17 protein-coding genes are annotated in these 17,120 nt (G+C 71.9%); 2 read left to right on the top strand and 15 right to left on the bottom strand.

All coding sequences use genetic code 11. The annotated features are described in order from the left end of the window. Nucleotides 1-28: 28 nt before the first annotated feature. The gene (gene der / locus QN157_11790; protein ID MDR7556274.1) at nt 29-1,369 is read right to left on the bottom strand and encodes a ribosome biogenesis GTPase Der; all 1,341 of its coding nucleotides are present in this window, start codon (nt 1,367-1,369) and stop codon (nt 29-31) included. Then, complete coding sequence (ispH, locus tag QN157_11785) at nt 1,366-2,238, bottom strand: 4-hydroxy-3-methylbut-2-enyl diphosphate reductase (GenBank protein MDR7556273.1); 873 nt, start codon at nt 2,236-2,238, stop codon at nt 1,366-1,368. The genes der and ispH overlap by 4 nt, the downstream gene beginning before the upstream one ends. A 240-nt stretch (nt 2,239-2,478) precedes the next feature. On the opposite strand from ispH, the gene QN157_11780 reads away from it, so the two are divergent. Further along, nucleotides 2,479-4,146 carry a glycerol-3-phosphate dehydrogenase/oxidase gene (locus QN157_11780; GenBank protein MDR7556272.1) on the top strand — a complete coding sequence of 556 codons (1,668 nt, stop codon included), beginning with the start codon at nt 2,479-2,481 and terminating at the stop codon, nt 4,144-4,146. Between the two features lie 7 nt (nt 4,147-4,153). Here QN157_11780 and QN157_11775 read toward each other — a convergent pair whose 3' ends face one another. The 10 genes from QN157_11775 to QN157_11730 all read right to left on the bottom strand — a co-directional run bounded on the left by QN157_11775 (nt 4,154) and on the right by QN157_11730 (nt 14,070). Continuing rightward, nucleotides 4,154-4,891, bottom strand: a complete 738-nt coding sequence (locus tag QN157_11775) for a glycerophosphodiester phosphodiesterase family protein (GenBank protein ID MDR7556271.1) — start codon at nt 4,889-4,891, stop codon at nt 4,154-4,156. Beyond that, nucleotides 4,888-5,697: an HAD-IIA family hydrolase gene (locus tag QN157_11770; GenBank protein ID MDR7556270.1), complete on the bottom strand. Its 810-nt coding sequence runs from the start codon at nt 5,695-5,697 to the stop codon at nt 4,888-4,890. Before QN157_11770 ends, QN157_11775 begins: the two co-directional genes overlap by 4 nt. Nucleotide 5,698: 1 nt before the next feature. Next, a complete protein-coding gene (locus QN157_11765) occupies nt 5,699-7,423 on the bottom strand; it encodes an iron ABC transporter permease (GenBank protein ID MDR7556269.1) in 1,725 nt (574 codons plus the stop codon). Beyond that, nucleotides 7,420-8,502 (bottom strand): ABC transporter ATP-binding protein, encoded by a 1,083-nt coding sequence (locus QN157_11760; GenBank protein MDR7556268.1) that lies wholly within the window; start codon nt 8,500-8,502, stop codon nt 7,420-7,422. Before QN157_11760 ends, QN157_11765 begins: the two co-directional genes overlap by 4 nt. Nucleotides 8,503-8,512: 10 nt before the next feature. Then, nucleotides 8,513-9,637: an extracellular solute-binding protein gene (locus QN157_11755; protein MDR7556267.1), complete on the bottom strand. Its 1,125-nt coding sequence runs from the start codon at nt 9,635-9,637 to the stop codon at nt 8,513-8,515. A 106-nt stretch (nt 9,638-9,743) separates the two neighbouring features. Continuing rightward, nucleotides 9,744-10,574 (bottom strand): carbohydrate ABC transporter permease, encoded by an 831-nt coding sequence (locus QN157_11750; GenBank protein ID MDR7556266.1) that lies wholly within the window; start codon nt 10,572-10,574, stop codon nt 9,744-9,746. Nucleotides 10,575-10,623: 49 nt separating this feature from the next. After that, nucleotides 10,624-11,523, bottom strand: coding sequence for a sugar ABC transporter permease (locus QN157_11745; GenBank protein ID MDR7556265.1), 900 nt, complete (start codon nt 11,521-11,523; stop codon nt 10,624-10,626). A 14-nt stretch (nt 11,524-11,537) separates the two neighbouring features. Next, nucleotides 11,538-12,845, bottom strand: coding sequence for an ABC transporter substrate-binding protein (locus tag QN157_11740; protein ID MDR7556264.1), 1,308 nt, complete (start codon nt 12,843-12,845; stop codon nt 11,538-11,540). Between the two features lie 248 nt (nt 12,846-13,093). Beyond that, nucleotides 13,094-13,723, bottom strand: coding sequence for a glycerol-3-phosphate responsive antiterminator (locus QN157_11735; protein MDR7556263.1), 630 nt, complete (start codon nt 13,721-13,723; stop codon nt 13,094-13,096). After that, on the bottom strand, nt 13,720-14,070 hold the full coding sequence (locus tag QN157_11730; protein ID MDR7556262.1) for a hypothetical protein: 351 nt from the start codon (nt 14,068-14,070) through the stop codon (nt 13,720-13,722). Before QN157_11730 ends, QN157_11735 begins: the two co-directional genes overlap by 4 nt. Before the next feature lie 238 nt (nt 14,071-14,308). Here QN157_11730 and QN157_11725 point away from each other — a divergent pair, with 238 nt between their 5' ends. Further along, a complete protein-coding gene (locus tag QN157_11725) occupies nt 14,309-15,175 on the top strand; it encodes a diacylglycerol kinase family lipid kinase (protein ID MDR7556261.1) in 867 nt (288 codons plus the stop codon). Here the strand turns inward: QN157_11725 and QN157_11720 are convergent. The 3 genes from QN157_11720 to QN157_11710 are packed head-to-tail and all read right to left on the bottom strand — an operon-like array spanning nt 15,135 to nt 17,072. After that, a complete protein-coding gene (locus QN157_11720) occupies nt 15,135-15,800 on the bottom strand; it encodes a lysophospholipid acyltransferase family protein (protein ID MDR7556260.1) in 666 nt (221 codons plus the stop codon). The two genes, QN157_11725 and QN157_11720, sit on opposite strands and share 41 nt — an antisense overlap. Further along, nucleotides 15,790-16,473 carry a (d)CMP kinase gene (cmk, locus tag QN157_11715; protein MDR7556259.1) on the bottom strand — a complete coding sequence of 228 codons (684 nt, stop codon included), beginning with the start codon at nt 16,471-16,473 and terminating at the stop codon, nt 15,790-15,792. The genes QN157_11720 and cmk overlap by 11 nt, the downstream gene beginning before the upstream one ends. Beyond that, complete coding sequence (locus QN157_11710; protein MDR7556258.1) at nt 16,470-17,072, bottom strand: class I SAM-dependent methyltransferase; 603 nt, start codon at nt 17,070-17,072, stop codon at nt 16,470-16,472. The genes cmk and QN157_11710 overlap by 4 nt, the downstream gene beginning before the upstream one ends. Nucleotides 17,073-17,120 lie beyond the last annotated feature (48 nt).

Genomic DNA, 17,120 nt, shown 5'->3' with positions numbered 1-17,120 from the left:
AGGGGCGATGCACCGCCCGGCGCGTCGGCTACGGGGCCTCCCCGCGCCGCCGCAGGACGAAGTGCAGGGGTACGCCCGGCAGCGGATACGCCTGGCGGATCGCGCGCTCGAGGTAGCGCAGGTAGGCCTCGGACATCCGCTGGGGCTCGTTGACGAACAGGACGATGCGCGGCGGCGCGGACTCGGGCTGCGTGGCGTAGTAGATGCGCAGCCGGCGGCCTGCGGCGTCGGCCGGCGGCTGCATGCGCCGGACGGCCTCGCCCACGATGCGGTTCAGCACGCCGGTGGGAATGCGCGCGCGGTAGGCGGCAGCCACCTGCTCGACGGTGGTCAGCAACGTCCCGATACCCCAGCCGCGCACGGCCGAGGTCACCACCAGCGGCGCGTAGGGCACGAACCGGAGCGCGTGGCGCACCGCCCGTTCGCGCTGGGGGTCCCGCCGGGGTGTCGCCGCCACCAGGTCCCACTTGTTGAGGGCGATGACGAGCCCACGCCCGGCCTCGGCGATCTGGCGCGCGATGTGCTGGTCCTGGTCTGCCACGGGCTCGGCGGCATCCAGCACGAGCACGGCCACCTGGGCCCGCGCGATCGCCCGGCGCGTCCGGGCGACGCCGTACGCCTCGACCGCCTCGTGCACGCGCGAGGGTCGCCTTAACCCCGCGGTGTCGATCAGCACCAGGCGCTGCCCATCGCGGGCGAGCACGGTGTCGACGGCGTCGCGGGTGGTGCCCGGGGCGGCGTCCACCACCACGCGTTCCTCACCCAGGATGGCGTTGACCAGCGACGACTTCCCGACGTTGGGCCGCCCGACGATGGCCACCGCCGGCGGCGCCGCGGCCGCGGGCGCCTCGGCGGGCGCCGGCGGGAGCAGCGCCACCACGGCATCCAGCAGGTCGCCCACCCCCCGCCCGTGGAGCGCCGAGACCGGCAGCGGGTCCCCAAACCCCAGGGCGAAGAACTCGCCGACCGCAGGGTCGCGCGCGGGACCGTCCACCTTGTTGGCGACGACCAGCACCGGCGCGCCCGCGCGGCGGACCACCTCGGCCACAGCATGGTCCTCGGGCACCAGGCCGTCGTGGGCGTCGACCACGAGAAGCACCACGTCGGCCTCCGCAGCGGCCCGCGTGGCCTGGGCGCGGATGCGGGCCGCGAGCCCCTCGGTGGCGTCGGAGATCAACCCGCCGGTATCGACCAGGACGAATCGCCGCCCGCGCCACGCGGTCTCCGCGTAGAGGCGGTCGCGGGTGACGCCCGGGACGTCCTCGACGATGGCGACGCGACGGCCGATCAGGCGGTTGAACAGCGCGGACTTCCCGACGTTGGGCCGGCCGACGATGGCGACGACCGGCAGCCCGGCGCGGGCGCTCACGGCACCGGCGAGGCAGCGGCCTCCTCGTGCGCCGCCCCGATCTCCTCGAGGCGGCGGATCACCTGAGCGATGATCCACTCGGGGGTGGAGGCCCCCGACATGACGCCCACCTTGCGCCGACCGTGGAACCACGCCGGGACGAGTTCGTCGGCGACCTCGATGTGGTAGGTGGGCACACCCCGCGCGCGCCCGATCTCGGCCAGACGCGTGGTGTTGCTGCTGTGGTGTCCGCCCACCACCACCAGCGCGTCCACCTCTTCCACCAGGCGTTCGGCCTCCTCCTGGCGCACGGTGATGGCGGGGCAGAGCGTGTTGAGGACCTTCAGCTCCTTGGTGCGCAGCGCCAGGTCGCCGACGATGGCGCGAAAGTTCTCCATGGACTGGGTCGTCTGCGACATGACGCCGATCTTGCCGCGTAGCTTGACCTGCCGGGCTTCCTCCAGGGTGTGGACGACGGTCACCTTGTCGCCCAGAGCCTCCTTCAGCGTCACCATCTCGGGATGCCCGTGATCCCCGACGACGATGAGCTGGTAGCCTTCCTCCACCAGCCGGTGGGCCAGCGAGTGCGCCCGGATGACCACCGGACAGGTCGCGTCCACGATCCGCATGCCCCGCGCGCGCGCCGCGTCCAGTACCGCGTGTTCCACGCCGTAGGCGGACACGACGAACGCCTCGCCGCCGAGGTCGTCCAGGCGCTCGACGACCGCCAGCCCCTGCGCCTCGAGCTTCCCCACCACTTGGGGATTGTGGATCAGCGGGCCCCACGTCTGGGCCCGACCACCAGTGTCGCGCGCAGCGGCCTCGGACATCTCGACCGCCCGGCGCACGCCGCCGCAGAAGCCCTGGTGCCTGGCGAGCACGATCTCCACGCGCTGCCTCCTGCTCCCGGCCGTCGTTCGCAGGATAACAGACCGTCCCGGACGCAGCAACCACTACCGGCCGTTGCGTCGCTGCGAGGTGGCGGCGCGGCCGGGGCGGGCCACCGCTCGTGGGTCCGTTGCGCGCCCGATGGCGCCGTCGCGTTCCCGTGGTACCGTGGAAGTGGCAACCGCCACGAGCACGGACGGGCGTGGCGAGTGCCAGGTCAGCGAGAGGGGTGACGTGCAGCGATGCGGCAATCGCGCGACGACGCATTTCGCGCGCTGGCGGCCGGGGTCGACGTGCTCGTGATCGGCGGCGGGATCACGGGGGCGGGCGTGGCCCTGGACGCGGCCACGCGCGGCTACCGCGTCGGCCTGGTGGAGCGCGCGGACTTCGCCGCCGGCACCAGCAGCCGATCCACGCGGCTGGTGCACGGCGGGATTCGCTACCTCCCCCAGGGACACGTCAGCCTGGTGCGCGATGCGCTCGTCGAGCGCGGGCGGCTGCTGCGCCTCGCCCCGCACCTGGTGCGTCCGCTGGCGTTCGTCGTGCCGCTGTACGCCGGGGCGCGCCGACCGCTGGGCGTGCGGCTGCCGGCGCTCGCGCGCCCGTTCGCCCCCCTGGGCGTGCGCCTGGGGCTGACCGTCTACGATCTCTTCGCCCGCGCGCCGCAGCTGCGCCACCGGCGCCTGTCGCTCGACGAGCTGCGCCGGCTGGCCCCCGGCCTGCGGACGGCCGGCCTGCGGATGGCCCTGCGCTACTACGACGCGCGCACCGACGACGTGCGGCTCACGCACGCGGTGCTCGCCACCGCCCGCGCCCACGGCGCGATCACGGTGAACTACGCCGAGGTCACCGCGCTGGTGCGGCAGCACGGCACGGTCCGAGGGGCTGCGGTGCTCGACCGACTCTCGGGCCGCACGGTCGAGGTGCCGGCCCGCGCCGTGGTCAACGCCACGGGAATCTGGGCCGAGCGCGTGGCCGCGCTGGACGCGCCCCCGACCTTCCGGATCCGCCACAGCAAGGGCGTCCACCTCGTGGTGCGTCCGGAGGCCGTGGACGCCACCGACGCCATCGTCATTCCCGAAACCGACGACGGCCGGCTGGGTTTCATCGTGCCGTGGGCCGGCCGGTTCGTGCTGGGCACCACCGACGAGCCCTACGACGGCGATCTGGCCGCGCCGGTGGCGACCGCGGCCGAGGTGGCCTACCTGCTCGAGCACGCCAACCGCTACCTGGTGCGTCCGCTGAGGCACGACGACATCACCGCCACTTACGCCGGCGTGCGGCCGCTGATCGGCGCTGCTGCCGGGTCGACTGCGGCGCTCTCGCGGGACCACGTGGTGGTCACCTCGCCCGGGGGGCTCGTCACGGTCACCGGCGGCAAGCTCACGACCTACCGCAAGATGGCAGAGGATGCGGTCAACGTGGTGGCCGCCCGCCTGGGCGGCGCGCGGCCCTGCCAGACGGCGACGCTGCCCCTGGCCGGGGCTGACGGCCTGGACGAGGCGCGCGACGCGCTCGAGGCGGTGGGGCTGCCCGCGCCAGTGTGCGCACACGTGCTGGAGACCTACGGGGGCCTGGCCCGCGAGCTCGCGGCCCTCGTGCGCGCCGATCCCTCGCTGGCCGCGCCGCTTGCGCCCGGTCTCCCGCATGTGGCCGCAGAGGTGGTCTATGCGTGCCGTGCCGAGCAGGCGGTGGGGCTGGCCGACTGCCTCTACCTGCGGACGCGCCTGGCGGTCCTGGACGCGCAGGCGGCGGATGCGGCCGCTCCCGGGGTGGCGCGGCTGCTGGCTCGCGAGCTGGCCTGGGACGAGGCGGAACTCGCCCGGCAGCTCGAGGTGTATCGGGCGTTGCGCCACCGCGAGACGGCCGCGCTGACCGCCACAGCCCCCCTCCCTGCAGCCTCCGGCTGACCGGCGCTCAGCGCACGTCGGCGCGCCGCCCGGTGAGGACCGCCTGGAGCCGGTCGGGATAGCTGGTGATGATGCCGTCGACGCCCAGCGCTGCGACATGGGCCATGTGGACGGGGTCGTCGACAGGCCAGACCTCCACGGCCAGGGCCGCCTGGTGGGCCATGGCCACCATGTCCGCCGTGACCCACATCCAGTGCGCGTGGAGCCGACGGGCGCCCGCGGCGGTCGCCAGCGCGACGGGATCGACCGGCCGTCCCATGAACAGCACGGCCGTATCCGCGGCGGGGTCGGCGCGCCGGACCTCCAGCAGCACCGGGTGGTCGAACGACGAGATCGTCACCGCCGGGTGGCCGACTGCGCGCGTCACCGCCACCACCCGCTCCGCGATCGTCGGGTAGTAGATCGGCCCGTTCTTGATCTCGACGATCACGCGCACCCCGCGCAGGAGGTCGAGCGCCTCGGCCAGCGTGGGGATGCGCTCGCCGGCGAACGCCTCGCCGAACCAGCGCCCCGCGTCCAGACGCCGCAGGGCCGCCAGCGCCAGGTCCCGCACCAGGCCGGTGCCGTCGGTCGTGCGGTCGACGATCGAGTCGTGCAGCACGACCGGCTCGCCGTCGGCCGACAGGTGCACGTCGAGTTCCACCGCGTCGACTCCGAGCGCCAGCGCCCGCCGGAAGGCCGCCAGCGTGTTCTCGGGCGCCTGAGCCGACGCGCCCCGGTGCGCGATCACCTGCGGCCGGCTCACCCGTGGGCCTCCGGTAACACCTGGGCGACGCTCTCGAGGATGTAATCGGGCCGGGGCGAGGCGGCCAGCGCCGCCTCGCGCGTGGTCACCCCGGTCAGCACCAGCGCGGTGGCCATCCCCACGGCGACGCCCAGGGCGATGTCGGTCTCCAGGCGGTCGCCCACCATGAGGGCGTCGGCGGGCGCTGTGCCCAGGCGCTCGAGCAGCGCCCGCCCGGTGATCGGCGAGGGCTTGCCGACCACGGTCTCCACCTGGCGGCCAGAGCACGCCTCCAGCGCCGCGATGATCGCCCCGCAGTCGGGCAGGCCGCCGTCCGGGGTGGGACAGTAGGCGTCCCGGTTGGTGGCGATGAAGCGCGCGCCCGCGCGCAGCGCGTCGAACCCGAGCTTCAGCTTGCGGTAGTCGAAGGTCCGGTCGAAGCAGGCCACGACGTAGTCCGCCCGGCGGGGATCCTCGGTGAGGGCGAAGCCCGCCACGCGCAGCTCGGCCTGCACCGATGGCTCGCCGATGACGAGCAGGGACGCCCCGGGCGCTGTGGCCGACAGGTAGCGCACCAGGACGTAGGACGAGTTGATCACGTCCTCGGGCGCCGCGGGGATGCCGAGCCGGGTCAGCTTGGCCGCGTACTCCTCGCGGGTGCGCAGCGGGTTGTTCGAGAGGAACACGACGCGGGCACCGGCCCGCCGCACCGCGGCCACGGTCTCGACGGCGCCGGGCAGGACCGTCTCGCCCAGGTAGAGCGTGCCGTCGAGGTCGAACGCGTACCCGGCGTACAGGCGCGCCGGCCGCGCCAGCCCTTCGGGCATCTCATCCGCCGCCGGAGCCGAACAGCCCGCCCATGCGCGCGCCCGTCAGGCGGTAGACGGCGTACAGCGTCGCCGCGCACAGCAGGATCAGCACGAAGCCCAGGGCGGCAGCCTGTCCGATCGTGCCCGACGTGTAGAACGTGAAGATGCCGACGGTCATCGTCTCCCAGCCCGGCAGGAACAGCAGGATCGTGGCCGCCGCCTCCTGCAGGGCGAACATGAGCGAGAAGAGCGCGCCGGCCAGCACACCGCGCCAGATCAGGGGCAGGGTGACGTCGAAGAAGGTGCGCAGGCCGGAGGCGCCCACGCTGGCGGCCGCTTCCTCCATGGACCGGTGGAGGTTCAACAGGGCCGCGAACGTGGCGCGCACGGTGTACGGCATGCGGCGCACGGCCAGCACCAGCGGCATGATGATCCACAGGCGGCTCAGCACCAGCCCCACCAGCGGGAGGGGAAAGTGAAACGCGCGGATGTAGGCGATGCCGATGGCCGTGCCGGGGAGGGCGAGGACCAGGGTCACGATGGCGTCCATGAGCCCGCGCCCGGGCACCGTGCTCCGCGCCAGCACCCACCCCAGCGGCACGCCCACCGCCAGGATGATCGCCACGGCCAGGACGCTCCAGCGCAGGGTGTTGATGACGTAGATCGGCGTCAGGTGCAGTACGGCGTCCAGGTGGGCCAGCGTGAACCGCGTGGGGAACGGCGTCAGCGACCACGCGCGGCCAAACGCGGCCAGGGCCACGCCCAGGTAGGGCAGGAAGGCCAGGGTCAGCACGGCCGTGAAGAAGGCCGGCACCACCACCCGCCACAGGCCGCCCAGCGGCCGACGCTCGACGGCCCGGTAGGAGACCACGGCGTACTCCCGCATGGCCACGATGCGGCGGGCCACCACCAGGAAGACGATGGCCATGGCCGCCATCAGCGCGCCGATCACGATGCCCATCTTGAACAGCCGCCGGTCGACGAACTGGACGATGTTGAGGTACGCCTGCGAGGCGATCAGGTTCTGCACGCCCACCACCAGCGGCGTCGCGAAGTCGGCGAAGGCCAGGATGAAGACCAGCGTGGCGCCCGAAATGAACCCCGGGGTGACCAGCGGGATGGTGATGTCCAGGACCTTGCGCAGACCGCGGGCGCCGACGGCCTCGGCGGCTTCCTCCAGCGAGGCGTCGACCTTGCTCAGGCCGTCGACCACGTTGAGCGTGATCAGCGGGAAGTAGTGCAGGATCATGGCCAGCAGGACCCCGTGCCAGCCGTAGATGAAGTTCACGGGGGTCCGCAGCCCCAGGTAGTCCATCAACAGCACGTTCACGGTGCCGGCCCGCCCGAGGATGAAGACCAGCCCCATGATGCCCACGAGGGGCGGCATGATGATGGGCAGCATCGTCAGGTACGAGAACAACGCGCGGCCCGGGAAATCGTAGCGCACCAGCAGGAACGCCGCCAGGAAGCCGATGACGGCGCAGCCCAGCACCGTGCCGCCGGCGACCACCACCGAGTTGAGCAGCGCCCGTTGGTAGAACGCGTCGCGGGCGAAGTCCACCAGGTAGCGCACCGTCCACTGGCCCTCGTCGGTGGAGACGGCGTCGGCGAACAGGCGCCACAGGGGGAAGACGATGAAGAGGAACAGGAAGCCGTAGATCGGCGCCACCCAGACCACCGCCGGCAGGCGCCAGCGGCGGGCTGCGGCCGGCAGCGGGACGACGTCGACCGCCGGGGAGCTCACGCCCGTCGGTCCTCCGGGAAGACCAGCGCCGAGGTAGCGGCAAACCCCACGGTGACCTCCGCCCCGGGGGCCAGGAGGCGGTGGCGGCGCGGGTCGTGCACGTCGACCAGCATCACGATCCCCCCGCCCGTCTCCAGCTCGTACCGCACGACGTTGCCCAGGTACTGCGAGAGCACCACCCGACCCCGCAGCGTCACGTCCAGCGGTCCCGGCGCTTCCCGCGCCAGGACCAGGTGCTCCGGGCGCACCGCCACCACCGCGCGGCTGCCCGGGGGGAGCGCATCGCGCGCGACCCCCCGGAGCGGGCCTGCCGGGGTCTCCACCACGACCTGGCCGTCGTGGGACGCCGTCACGGTGCCGGCGACCAGGTTGTTGGTCCCGATGAAGTCGGCGACGAACAGGCTGGCCGGACGCTCGTAGAGGTCCACCGGCGTCCCGATCTGGAGGATCCTGCCCCGGTCCATGACCGCGATGCGGTCGGAGAGGACCATGGCCTCTTCCTGGTCGTGGGTGACGTAGATCGTCGTGATGCGCAGCTCCTGCTGCAGGCGGCGGATCTCGCTGCGCAGCCGGGCGCGCACCTTGGCGTCGAGGTTGGAGAGCGGCTCGTCGAGCAGCAGCACCCGGGGGTTCAACACCAGCGCCCGCGCCACGGCCACGCGCTGCTGCTGGCCCCCGGAGAGCTGGCCCGGCGTGCGGTCGCCCAGGCCCTGCAGCCCCACCTGCTCGAGCGTCGCCTCGACCCGGCGGCGGATCTCGTCGGGGGGTACGCGCCGTAGACGCAGGCCGTAGGCCACGTTCTCGTAGACGGTCATGTGCGGCCACAGCGCGTAGTTCTGGAAGACGATGCCGATCCCGCGCTCGGCGGGCGGGACGCCGTTCATGAGGGTGTCGTCGAAGTGCACGGTCCCCGCGTCGGGGTCGTAGAAGCCCGCGATGACTCGCAGCGTCGTGGTCTTGCCGCAACCCGAGGGCCCCAGCAGGGTGAAGAACTCGCCGTCGGTGATGGTCACCGACACCCCGGCCATGGCCTCGACCGGGCCGAACCGCTTGACGACGTCGGTCAGGCGGACCTGCATCGCCGTCCCGTCACGGGCAGTAGAGGCGCTTCAGCTCGTTGTGCCGCTCCACGATGAGCTTGCGGAACGTATCGTTGACCAGGCTGTAGCGCTGCTGGGCCACGTTGTCGTCGTAGACGTTGCGCACGGGCCGGTCGAAGAACGACTTGATGCCTGCAAACTCGGCCATGCGCGCCAGCGGCGAGCCCGGCGGCCCTTCCATCCGGTGCTTGGGGGTGATGCCGTACTGGCCGCGGGCCATCATCACCCGCTGCCCCTCGTCGCTGAGCGCGTACTGGATGAAGGCCCGGGCCGCCCGCGGGTTGCGCGATCCGGCCAGGATGGCCAGCGGCTCGGGGGTGACGAAGGCCGCCGTGGGGTGCACGTACTTCAGGTCGTGGCCGTCCAGCACGTCCTCGAACGCCATGTAGGCCGGCACCGCGAAGCCCACGGCGAACTCGCCCTTGGCCACCACGGTGGGCACGTCGCGGCTGCGGGCGACGAAGATGCCGGTGTTGGCGCCCAGACGCTGGGCCCACTCCCACCCCTTCTGCCAGCCGTGCATCTGCAGGATGACCTCGTAGGAGGCGTGGTTGGAGCTGGAGCGGTCGGGCGTGGCCTGGGCCACCTGGCCCTTCAGCCGGCAGTCGAGCAGGTCGTCCCAGTCGCGGATCGCGTCCATCCCCAGCCGCTTCAGCAGCCGCGGGTGGTAGACCAGCCCGTAGGGCGTCAGGCAGCATCCCACCCAGAACCCCCGCGGGTCCTTCAGGAGCACCTGCTTGGGGGTGCCGATGGCCGCCGGGATCTCGCGCCAGACGGCCTCGGGCAGCTCCAGGGGGGCCAGCAGTTTCCGCTCGGCCAGGTCGTCGAACAGGGCCGGCTCCCCGCCCCAGAAGATGTCGGCCTCGGGCCGGCCGCCCCACTCGCGGATGCGGCCGTAGGCCACCGGGGTGCCGGCGGAGACCACCGTCACCCGCACGTCGACGTTGAACTGCCGCCGCGCGAACTCGCGAAACGCGGCCACGGTGGGGTCGGCCACGGTCCGCGCCACCGGCGTGATGATCACCAGCCGGTCCTCGATGGCCGGCTGGGCGCCGAGCCACGCGGCCGGCAGGACCACGGCCGCGAGTGCCACTGCCAGCGCACCTGTCCGCATGATCCGCCTCATCGTCGTCTCAGCCCCTCTCCTCGGCAGTCTGCGCGTACCACAGGGTCCCGGGGTCTGACTTCCCCGTCGTCCGTGAATTTTCCTCGGTACACGATCACCGCAACCCCGCGTACATGAAGCTCTCGACGAACTTCCGCTGGAACACCACGAACGCCACCAGCAGGGGCAACGTCACCAGCACCGTGGCCGCCATGAGCAGGGTCCAGTCGGCGCCACTCTCTTGCTGCACGAACATCGCCAGGCCAATCGTCAGCGTCCGGACGCTTGGGGTGTTGGTGACGATCAGCGGCCACAGGAAGTCGTTCCAGTGGGTCACGATGCTGATGAGCGAGAACGCCACCAGCGTGGGCCGCACCTGGGGCAGCAGGATGCTCCAGAGGAAGCGAAGCCCACTGCATCCGTCGATCAATGCCGCGTCCTCGAGCTCCTGGGGTACCTGCCGGAACGCCTGCCGCAACAAGAAGGTGCCGTACCCGCTGGCCCAGAACGGCAGCATCATCGCCAGCCGGGTGTCGAGCAACCCCAGGCTCTTCATGGTCAGGTAGTTCGGCACGATGACGGCATGCACGGGCAGCATCATCTGCACGATGAACAGGTAGAAGAGCACGTCGCGAAAGCGGAACTCCATGCGGGCGAAGGCAAACGCCGCCAGCGTGATGGTCACCAGCTGCACGCCGAGGATCCCGAGGACGACGACCACCGTGTTGAGGAAGTACGTGCCAAACGGCGCATAGCGGAACACGTCGAGGTAGTTGGTCCACTGCCACGTTGACGGCCACCACTGGGGCACCGGGGTAAACACCTCGGCACGGCTCTTCACGGAGGCCGACAGGGCCCACAGGTACGGCGCCAGCATCACCAGCGCGGCGCTGGCCAGGACGCCATGAAGCGCGGCGGCCGCCGCCTGTCGCCGCACCCATGCCATCCGGCGGGACGCCGCGGCGTGACGTGCCCATGCTGCCACAGGCACCAAACTAGACCTCATAGAACACCGCCTGCTCCATGCGGCGGACCGCAACGAGGATCAGCAACAGCAGGAACCCCACGAACAACACGGTGAGCGCACTGGCCACCCCGATATCCCAGAACCGAAAGGCCTGCTGGTAGACGTAGTACACCAGCACGTTGGTGCGATCTGCCGGCCCGCCTTGCGTCATGATGTGCACCGCATCGAAGATCTGGAAGGAGTTGATGACCGACACCACCACGACGAACACCGTCGTGGGCCCCAGCAGCGGCCAGGTCACGTGCCGAAACCGCTGCCAGAAGCCGGCACCTTCCACGCTGGCAGCTTCGAGCAGATCGGACGGAATCGCCTGGAGCCCGGCCAGGTACAGGATGGTGAGGTAGCCCACGTTCTTCCAGATCCACGTCACCATGATGGCCGGGAGCGCCCAGTTCATGTCGTACAGCCACTCGATGCGCGGCACGCCGAGTTTGCCCAGGTAGTAGTTCACCAGGCCGATGCCCGGATTCAGCAACCACACCCAGAGCATGGCCGCCGCGGCCATGGGCAGCATCGTGGGGTAGAACACCGCCGCCCGGTACACCGCCCGCAAGACCCCCAAGCGTTCGTTCAAAAGCACTGCCAGGAACAGCCCCAGCCCGATGGTCACGGGGATCCCCACGGCGGCGAACAGGAACGTGTTCCGCACCACCAAGCGGAACACCGGTTCTGTTAGCAGTTGCTGGTAGTTGCGGAGTCCGACGAAGACAGGCTGCGGGTGTGCCACGTTCCACGCCAGCACGCTGGTCGCCAGCGCCCGCAGCATGGGGATGTAGGTGAACACCGCCAGGAAGACCAGCGAGGGGAGCAGGTAGAGAAGCGCCCGCTCCCCCCGCCAGACCCCGGCACGCCGACCGCCAGGCGGCACCGAGGCGCCCGACGTTACTGCGGTCTCAACCACGCGCCCAGGACGCGCTCGGCCTCGCGCTGCGCCTGGCGCAGCGCAGCATCCGGCGGGACGCGCCCGCCCGTGGCGTCGTCGAGGGCCCGCTTGAGGATCTCCCGCAGCCGCTGGAAGTTGGGTGCCATCATCTTGCCCGCTGCGTACTGCAGCTGCTCACGCGCTACGAGGTACTCGGGGTTCTTGTCGGTGAACTCGCGCATGGCGGGCACTTCGTACGCGGACCGCCGCACCGCGATGTACCCCGAGGCCATGGACCACTGGGCGGCGCGTTCGGGCGTCACCATCCACCGGATGAACTGCCAGGCGGCGTCCTGGTTGGCTTTGGGAATCTTCTTGAACACGTAGAAGTTGCCGCCGCCCACCTCTGCGCCGTACTGCTTCTTCCGGGGCATGAACGCCACGCCGAACGGGAACTTCGCGGAGTTCTTCAGGAACGTTAGAATGCCCGTCGAATGGTACAGCATGGCCGTCCGCCCGGCGACGAAGTCCGGAGGCGTGGACGCCCAGGTGCTGTGGGGCGGGGCCACCTTGAGGTCGTTGGTCAAAGTGACCCAGAAGCGTAGCGCCTCGATCGCCTCAGGGGAGTCGAAGCGCAGCCTGCGCCGTTCGTAGTTCAGCAGCTCGCTGCCGTTCTGGCGGACGAACGCCTCGAACAGCCAGTCGTTCCACCCTCCGGAGATCGTCACCCCCCAGCGCTGGATGTTGCCGGCAGCGTCGCGTTTGACGAGCTTCTTCGCGTAGTCCTCGAGTTCATCCCAGGTCGTGGGCGGGCGATCGGGATCAAGCCCCACCTCCTTGAACGCCTCCTTGTTCCAGTAGAAAACGGGCGTGCTTCGCTGGAACGGCACGGCATAGAACTTGCCATCGGAGTAGCTGTTCTGCAGGAAGGCCGGGAAGAAGTCCGCCAGCCACGAGCGCCCCTCGGCACGCACGTAGCCATCCAGCTCGATCAGCGCATCCATGGCCAGCAGGGTCGGCATCTCGGAGATCTCGACGATCGCGATGTCGGGCGGGTTGCCCCCCATGACCGCCGTCTGCACCTTTTGCATGGTCGGGTCGTAGTCGCCGGAGTAGACGGGTACGACCTCGATGCCTGGCGTCTGCTTGTTGAACTCCCCGACCATCTCGTCGATGACGCGCGCCAGCGGCCCCGCCACTCCCACGGGGTAGTAGAACGTGAGGCGCACGAGCCGTGGTGCCGGGGCGCCCAGCGCGACGACACCGGTTGCCACGACCACACAGACCAGCAGGCTGAGCATCGGCAGCCATGTTCGAGGTCCTTTCACGACTTCCACCTCCCTTTGCATGCCGTGCACCTTCGCCGGCGCAAGCGGTCACGCTCAGCACAAAAACCCGCCCGGCCAGCCCTCTGGCCCACGGCGGGTTTTCTCCAGACTCGCCCGCACCTATGCAGTTCTCATCGTAATTATTCCACCGCGGCACGGCGGGCGCAAGGCCCGGGGCGCCAGGCCTGCAGCGCAACACGCAGCGCGACACGCGGACCTCATGGGGCATGCAAGGCACCGGGGCGGACCTACCGGAGGTCGGGGGCTTCCAGCCCCCACAGGGCCCGGGTGCTGCTGGAGACGCCCACCGCGCCTGCGGCCAGAATGGTCCGGACGTGGTCCGGCGTGCGCACCAGCCCGGCACCCAGCACCGGCACCTCCAACCCCCGGCCCAGCAGGTCGCTGACGTAGGGCACCATCAAGCCCGGGAGCACTTCGACGGCATGGGGGCCCGCGTCGCGCGCCGAGGCCAGGCCGGTCGCCAGCGCGTCGGAATCCACGGCGAAGACCCGCTGGATCGCCACCAGCCCGTGACGGACCGCGTGACGCACCAGCTGCGCGCGGGTGCTGGCGATGCCCTGGAGTCCCAGCTCGGCCAGCAGCTGCACGCCGGCTTCGTCCTTGCCGATCCCCTCCAGCAGGTCGAGGTGCACCAGTACCGGCCGTCGCCCCGCGGCCAGCTGCAGCACCTCCCGCAGCGTGAAGATGGTCCCCTTGAACACCAGCACCGCCGCCCCGGGACGGTGCAGGGCCTCACGGGCATCCTCGATTCCGCGCAGTGCTGGCACCACCGGAAACCGCCGCAGGCCCGCCGCGATCCGCCGCCACCCCACGGCCGCGGGCTCGGCCTCACCGGGCCGTCCGCCGGGCGGGCTCACCGACGCGATGCCCACCGTGCGCGAAGGCAACTGCCGACCGCGCGCAGCAGGGCCGCCTCGTCCAACCCGACGACCACGGCGCGTCCGCCCACGATGAACGCCGGGTAGCCGCGAGGCCGAAACCGGAGAACCCGCAGCATCCACGCCACCGAGAACGGCTCGAGCACGTGGACCACCACCTGGGCGTCGAAGCGCTGCCGCAGCGTATCGAGCATCCGGTACAGCTCGTACGCTCGCGATCGGGACGGCAGCGGAGATCCGCTGCCGTTCTCCCAGCGCGGCAGCCCCCGGACGACCGGCGCACCCAGCCCGGGCGCCAGCACCTCGACCACCACAGGCGTGCCCATGGGCCCGCTGTAGAGTCCGCGACAACACCGCACGACTCCTGCCGGCGGGCCTCAGCAGCTACCAGTACCGCCGAAGCCGGGGCGAAAAGCGTCGTGCGGTGTGCGCAGCAGGTCGTCACGGCAGCACCCAGGCCAGGCCCACACGAGGACCCCCGCGCGTACGCTCCATAACACGCAGGAGGAGTCGCGGCGCGCACCCCGTAGGTGTCGGAGGAACCCAACGGCTGGAGGTCCGTGCGTGCGCGTCTGCGCCATCGTCAACCCGCAAGCCGGATGGGGCCGCGGCGCCCGCATCTGGCCCCAGGTGCGTTCGGTGCTGGAACAGGCCGGCTGGTCGATTGCGGCCACCATGACGGAGCGGCGCGGACACGCCCTGGAGGTGGCGCGGACGGCGCGTGCGGACCTGGTGGTGGCCGTCGGCGGCGACGGCACGGCCCACGAGGTGGTCAACGGCTTGCTGGCGACGGGCCGGGGCGGCCCGCTGGGCATCGTCCCCGTGGGAACGGGCTGCGACTTCGCCCGCGCCATCGGGCTGCCGCGCGACGCGCTGGCGGCGGCCAGGGCGCTGCCGGGCTGCGGCCTGCGCCAGGTCGACGTGGGCCGGGTGAACGACCGGTACTTCGTGACGATCGCCGGCGTGGGATTCGACGGCGAGGTCGCGGCCCGCGTGAACCGCTGGCCCAAACTCGTCGGCGGCACGGTGATGTACGTCGCGGGCATTCTGACGACGCTGGCCACCTACACGCCCGCCGAGGTCGACCTGGAGGTGGACGGGGCGTCCACGCGTGAGCGCATCTTCCTGCTGGCGGTGGGCAACACGGCCTGGAACGCCGGCGGCATGTGGCTCGTGCCCGGCGCGCGGCCCGACGACGGCGTGCTCGACGCGGTCGTGGCTGGCCCGCTGGGCCGGCTCGAGACCCTGGCCGTACTGCCGAAGGTGTTTTCCGGCCGGCACGTCCACCACGCCAAGGTGCGCCAGGTACGCGCGCGTGTGATCCGCGTCCGGGGCGGCCCCCTGGCCATTCAGGCCGACGGGGAACTCGTCGGTCGCCTGCCGGCGACGTTCAGCGTGGTGCCGCGGGCCCTGACGGTGCTGGCGCCGTAGCGCCGCGGGCGGGTTGCTGGTCGGCCGGCAGCAGCGCGGCCAGTGCGTCGATGAACCGCTGGCCCCAGGCGTCCAGCACGTCGCGGGCGATGCGGCCGTCCAGGCGGGGCGGGTACAGGGGCGGCCCGAGGCGCACGACGATCGGGTATGGACGCGGGAGCCGTGCGCCCTTGGGCAGCATTCGGTGCGCGCCCACCACGGCCACCGGCAGCACCGGCGCACCGGTGCGGAGCGCCAGCAGTGCGGCGCCGGGCTCGGCGGGCTGGAGGCGCCCGTCGACGCTGCGCGTCCCCTCGGGGAAGATCACCACCACGCCACCGCGCGCCAGTTCCAGGGCGGCGACCTGCAGGGCGCGACGGTCGGGCTCGCCCCGCCGCACCGGGAACCCGCCCAGCGAGCGCAACCACCAGCCGAGCACGGGCACCCGGAACAGCTCTTCTTTCCCCATGGTGATCACACGACGGCGCAGGGCGATCGCGACCAGCACCGGGTCGGCGGCGCTGGTGTGGTTCGCCACGACCAGGACAGGACCGGAGGCGGGCTCGTGGTGCGCGCCGTCCACGCGGAAGCGGCACTGCACCCGCAACCAGAGCAGGAAGAACCGCTTCCAGAAGCTATACCACACCGGTACGCTCCCGCACGAGCCGGAGGACCTGCTCGACGACCTCGTGGGATGGACGGCCGGTGGTGTCGATGACCACGGCGTCCGCGGCCGGCCGCAGCGGGGAGACCGTGCGGGTCTCGTCGCGTCGGTCGCGCTCGGCCTGCTGGCGGCGCACGGCGTCGAGATCGACGCGCAGGCCCCTGGCGGCGAGTTCTGCGTGGCGGCGGCGGGCGCGTTCCTCCAGCGAGGCGTCGAGGAAGACCTTGACCTCCGCATCGGGGAAGACGACGGTGCCGATATCGCGCCCCTCCACCACCACGCCCCCACCGGCGCCCAGCTGCCGCTGCCGCGGCACGAGCGCCGCGCGCACGTCCGCCACCGCGCTGACCACAGAGGCGGCCTCGCTCACCTCGGGCGTTCGGATCGCCTCGGTCACGTCTTCCCCGTCGATGAGGACGCGAGATCCGGCGGGGTCTGCGCGCAGGTCGATCACCAGCGACGCCGCCAGCGCCGCAAGGGCGCCGGGGTCGTCCAGCGGGACGCCGCGGCGCAGGGCGGCCAGGGCCACCGCACGGTACATGGCCCCGGTGTCCACGTGGCGGAAGCCCAGGCGGGCCGCCACGGCGCGGGCCACCGTCGACTTGCCCGAGGCGCTGCGGCCGTCGATGGCCACCACCGGCAGACGCCGCGTCACGGGCGCCTCCGCCGCACGCGCGCCGCCGGCCGGCGCGCCACGATGCGCCCCAGCCAGCGGCCCTGCCCGCCGTCTGTGAAGTAGCCCTCCGCGAGCTCGAGGACCTCCCACGCCCGAAGACGCCGGCGCAACTCGCCGGGCCGCAAGCGATGGGCACGCCGCGTGGCCCAGAGGTCGGCCGACGGCCGCGGGCTCGCTAGGTGGGTTTCCACTACCAGCAGCCCGCCGGGACGCACCGCCGCCATGAGGTGGGGGAACAGCCGGCGCTTGAGGAAGAACGTGTTGACGACCAGATCGTACCGTGCCCGCGGCAACCTGTAGCGGTCGAGATCCGCGACGAGCCACCGGACCCGCACCTTCTGCGCGCGGGCCCGGCGGGCGGCCTCGCGGATGGCCGTCGGCGAGATGTCGATCGCGTCCACGCGCCACCCGCGCCGGGCAAGGAAGAGCGCGTTGCGGCCCAACCCCGTGGCGACGTCCAGTGCGCGTCCTGGCCGCAGCTGCGCCGCCCAGCGGACGAGCACCGCAGACGGCGGGCCGTCGTGCGGCCGTTCTCCGCTGCGGTAGCGGGCCTCCCACGTGCGCCGTTCGGCCTCCACCGGCGCTCAGCCCGTCGCACACACCGCCGAGCACGTCGCCACGTTGCC

The sequence above is a fragment of the Armatimonadota bacterium genome (genome assembly GCA_031459855.1).
Taxonomy (GTDB): Bacteria; Sysuimicrobiota; Sysuimicrobiia; order Sysuimicrobiales; family Humicultoraceae; genus Fervidifonticultor; species Fervidifonticultor primus.
The sequence above is the reverse complement of the archived record's forward strand: the minus strand, read 5'-3'. Positions and strand labels throughout refer to the sequence as shown.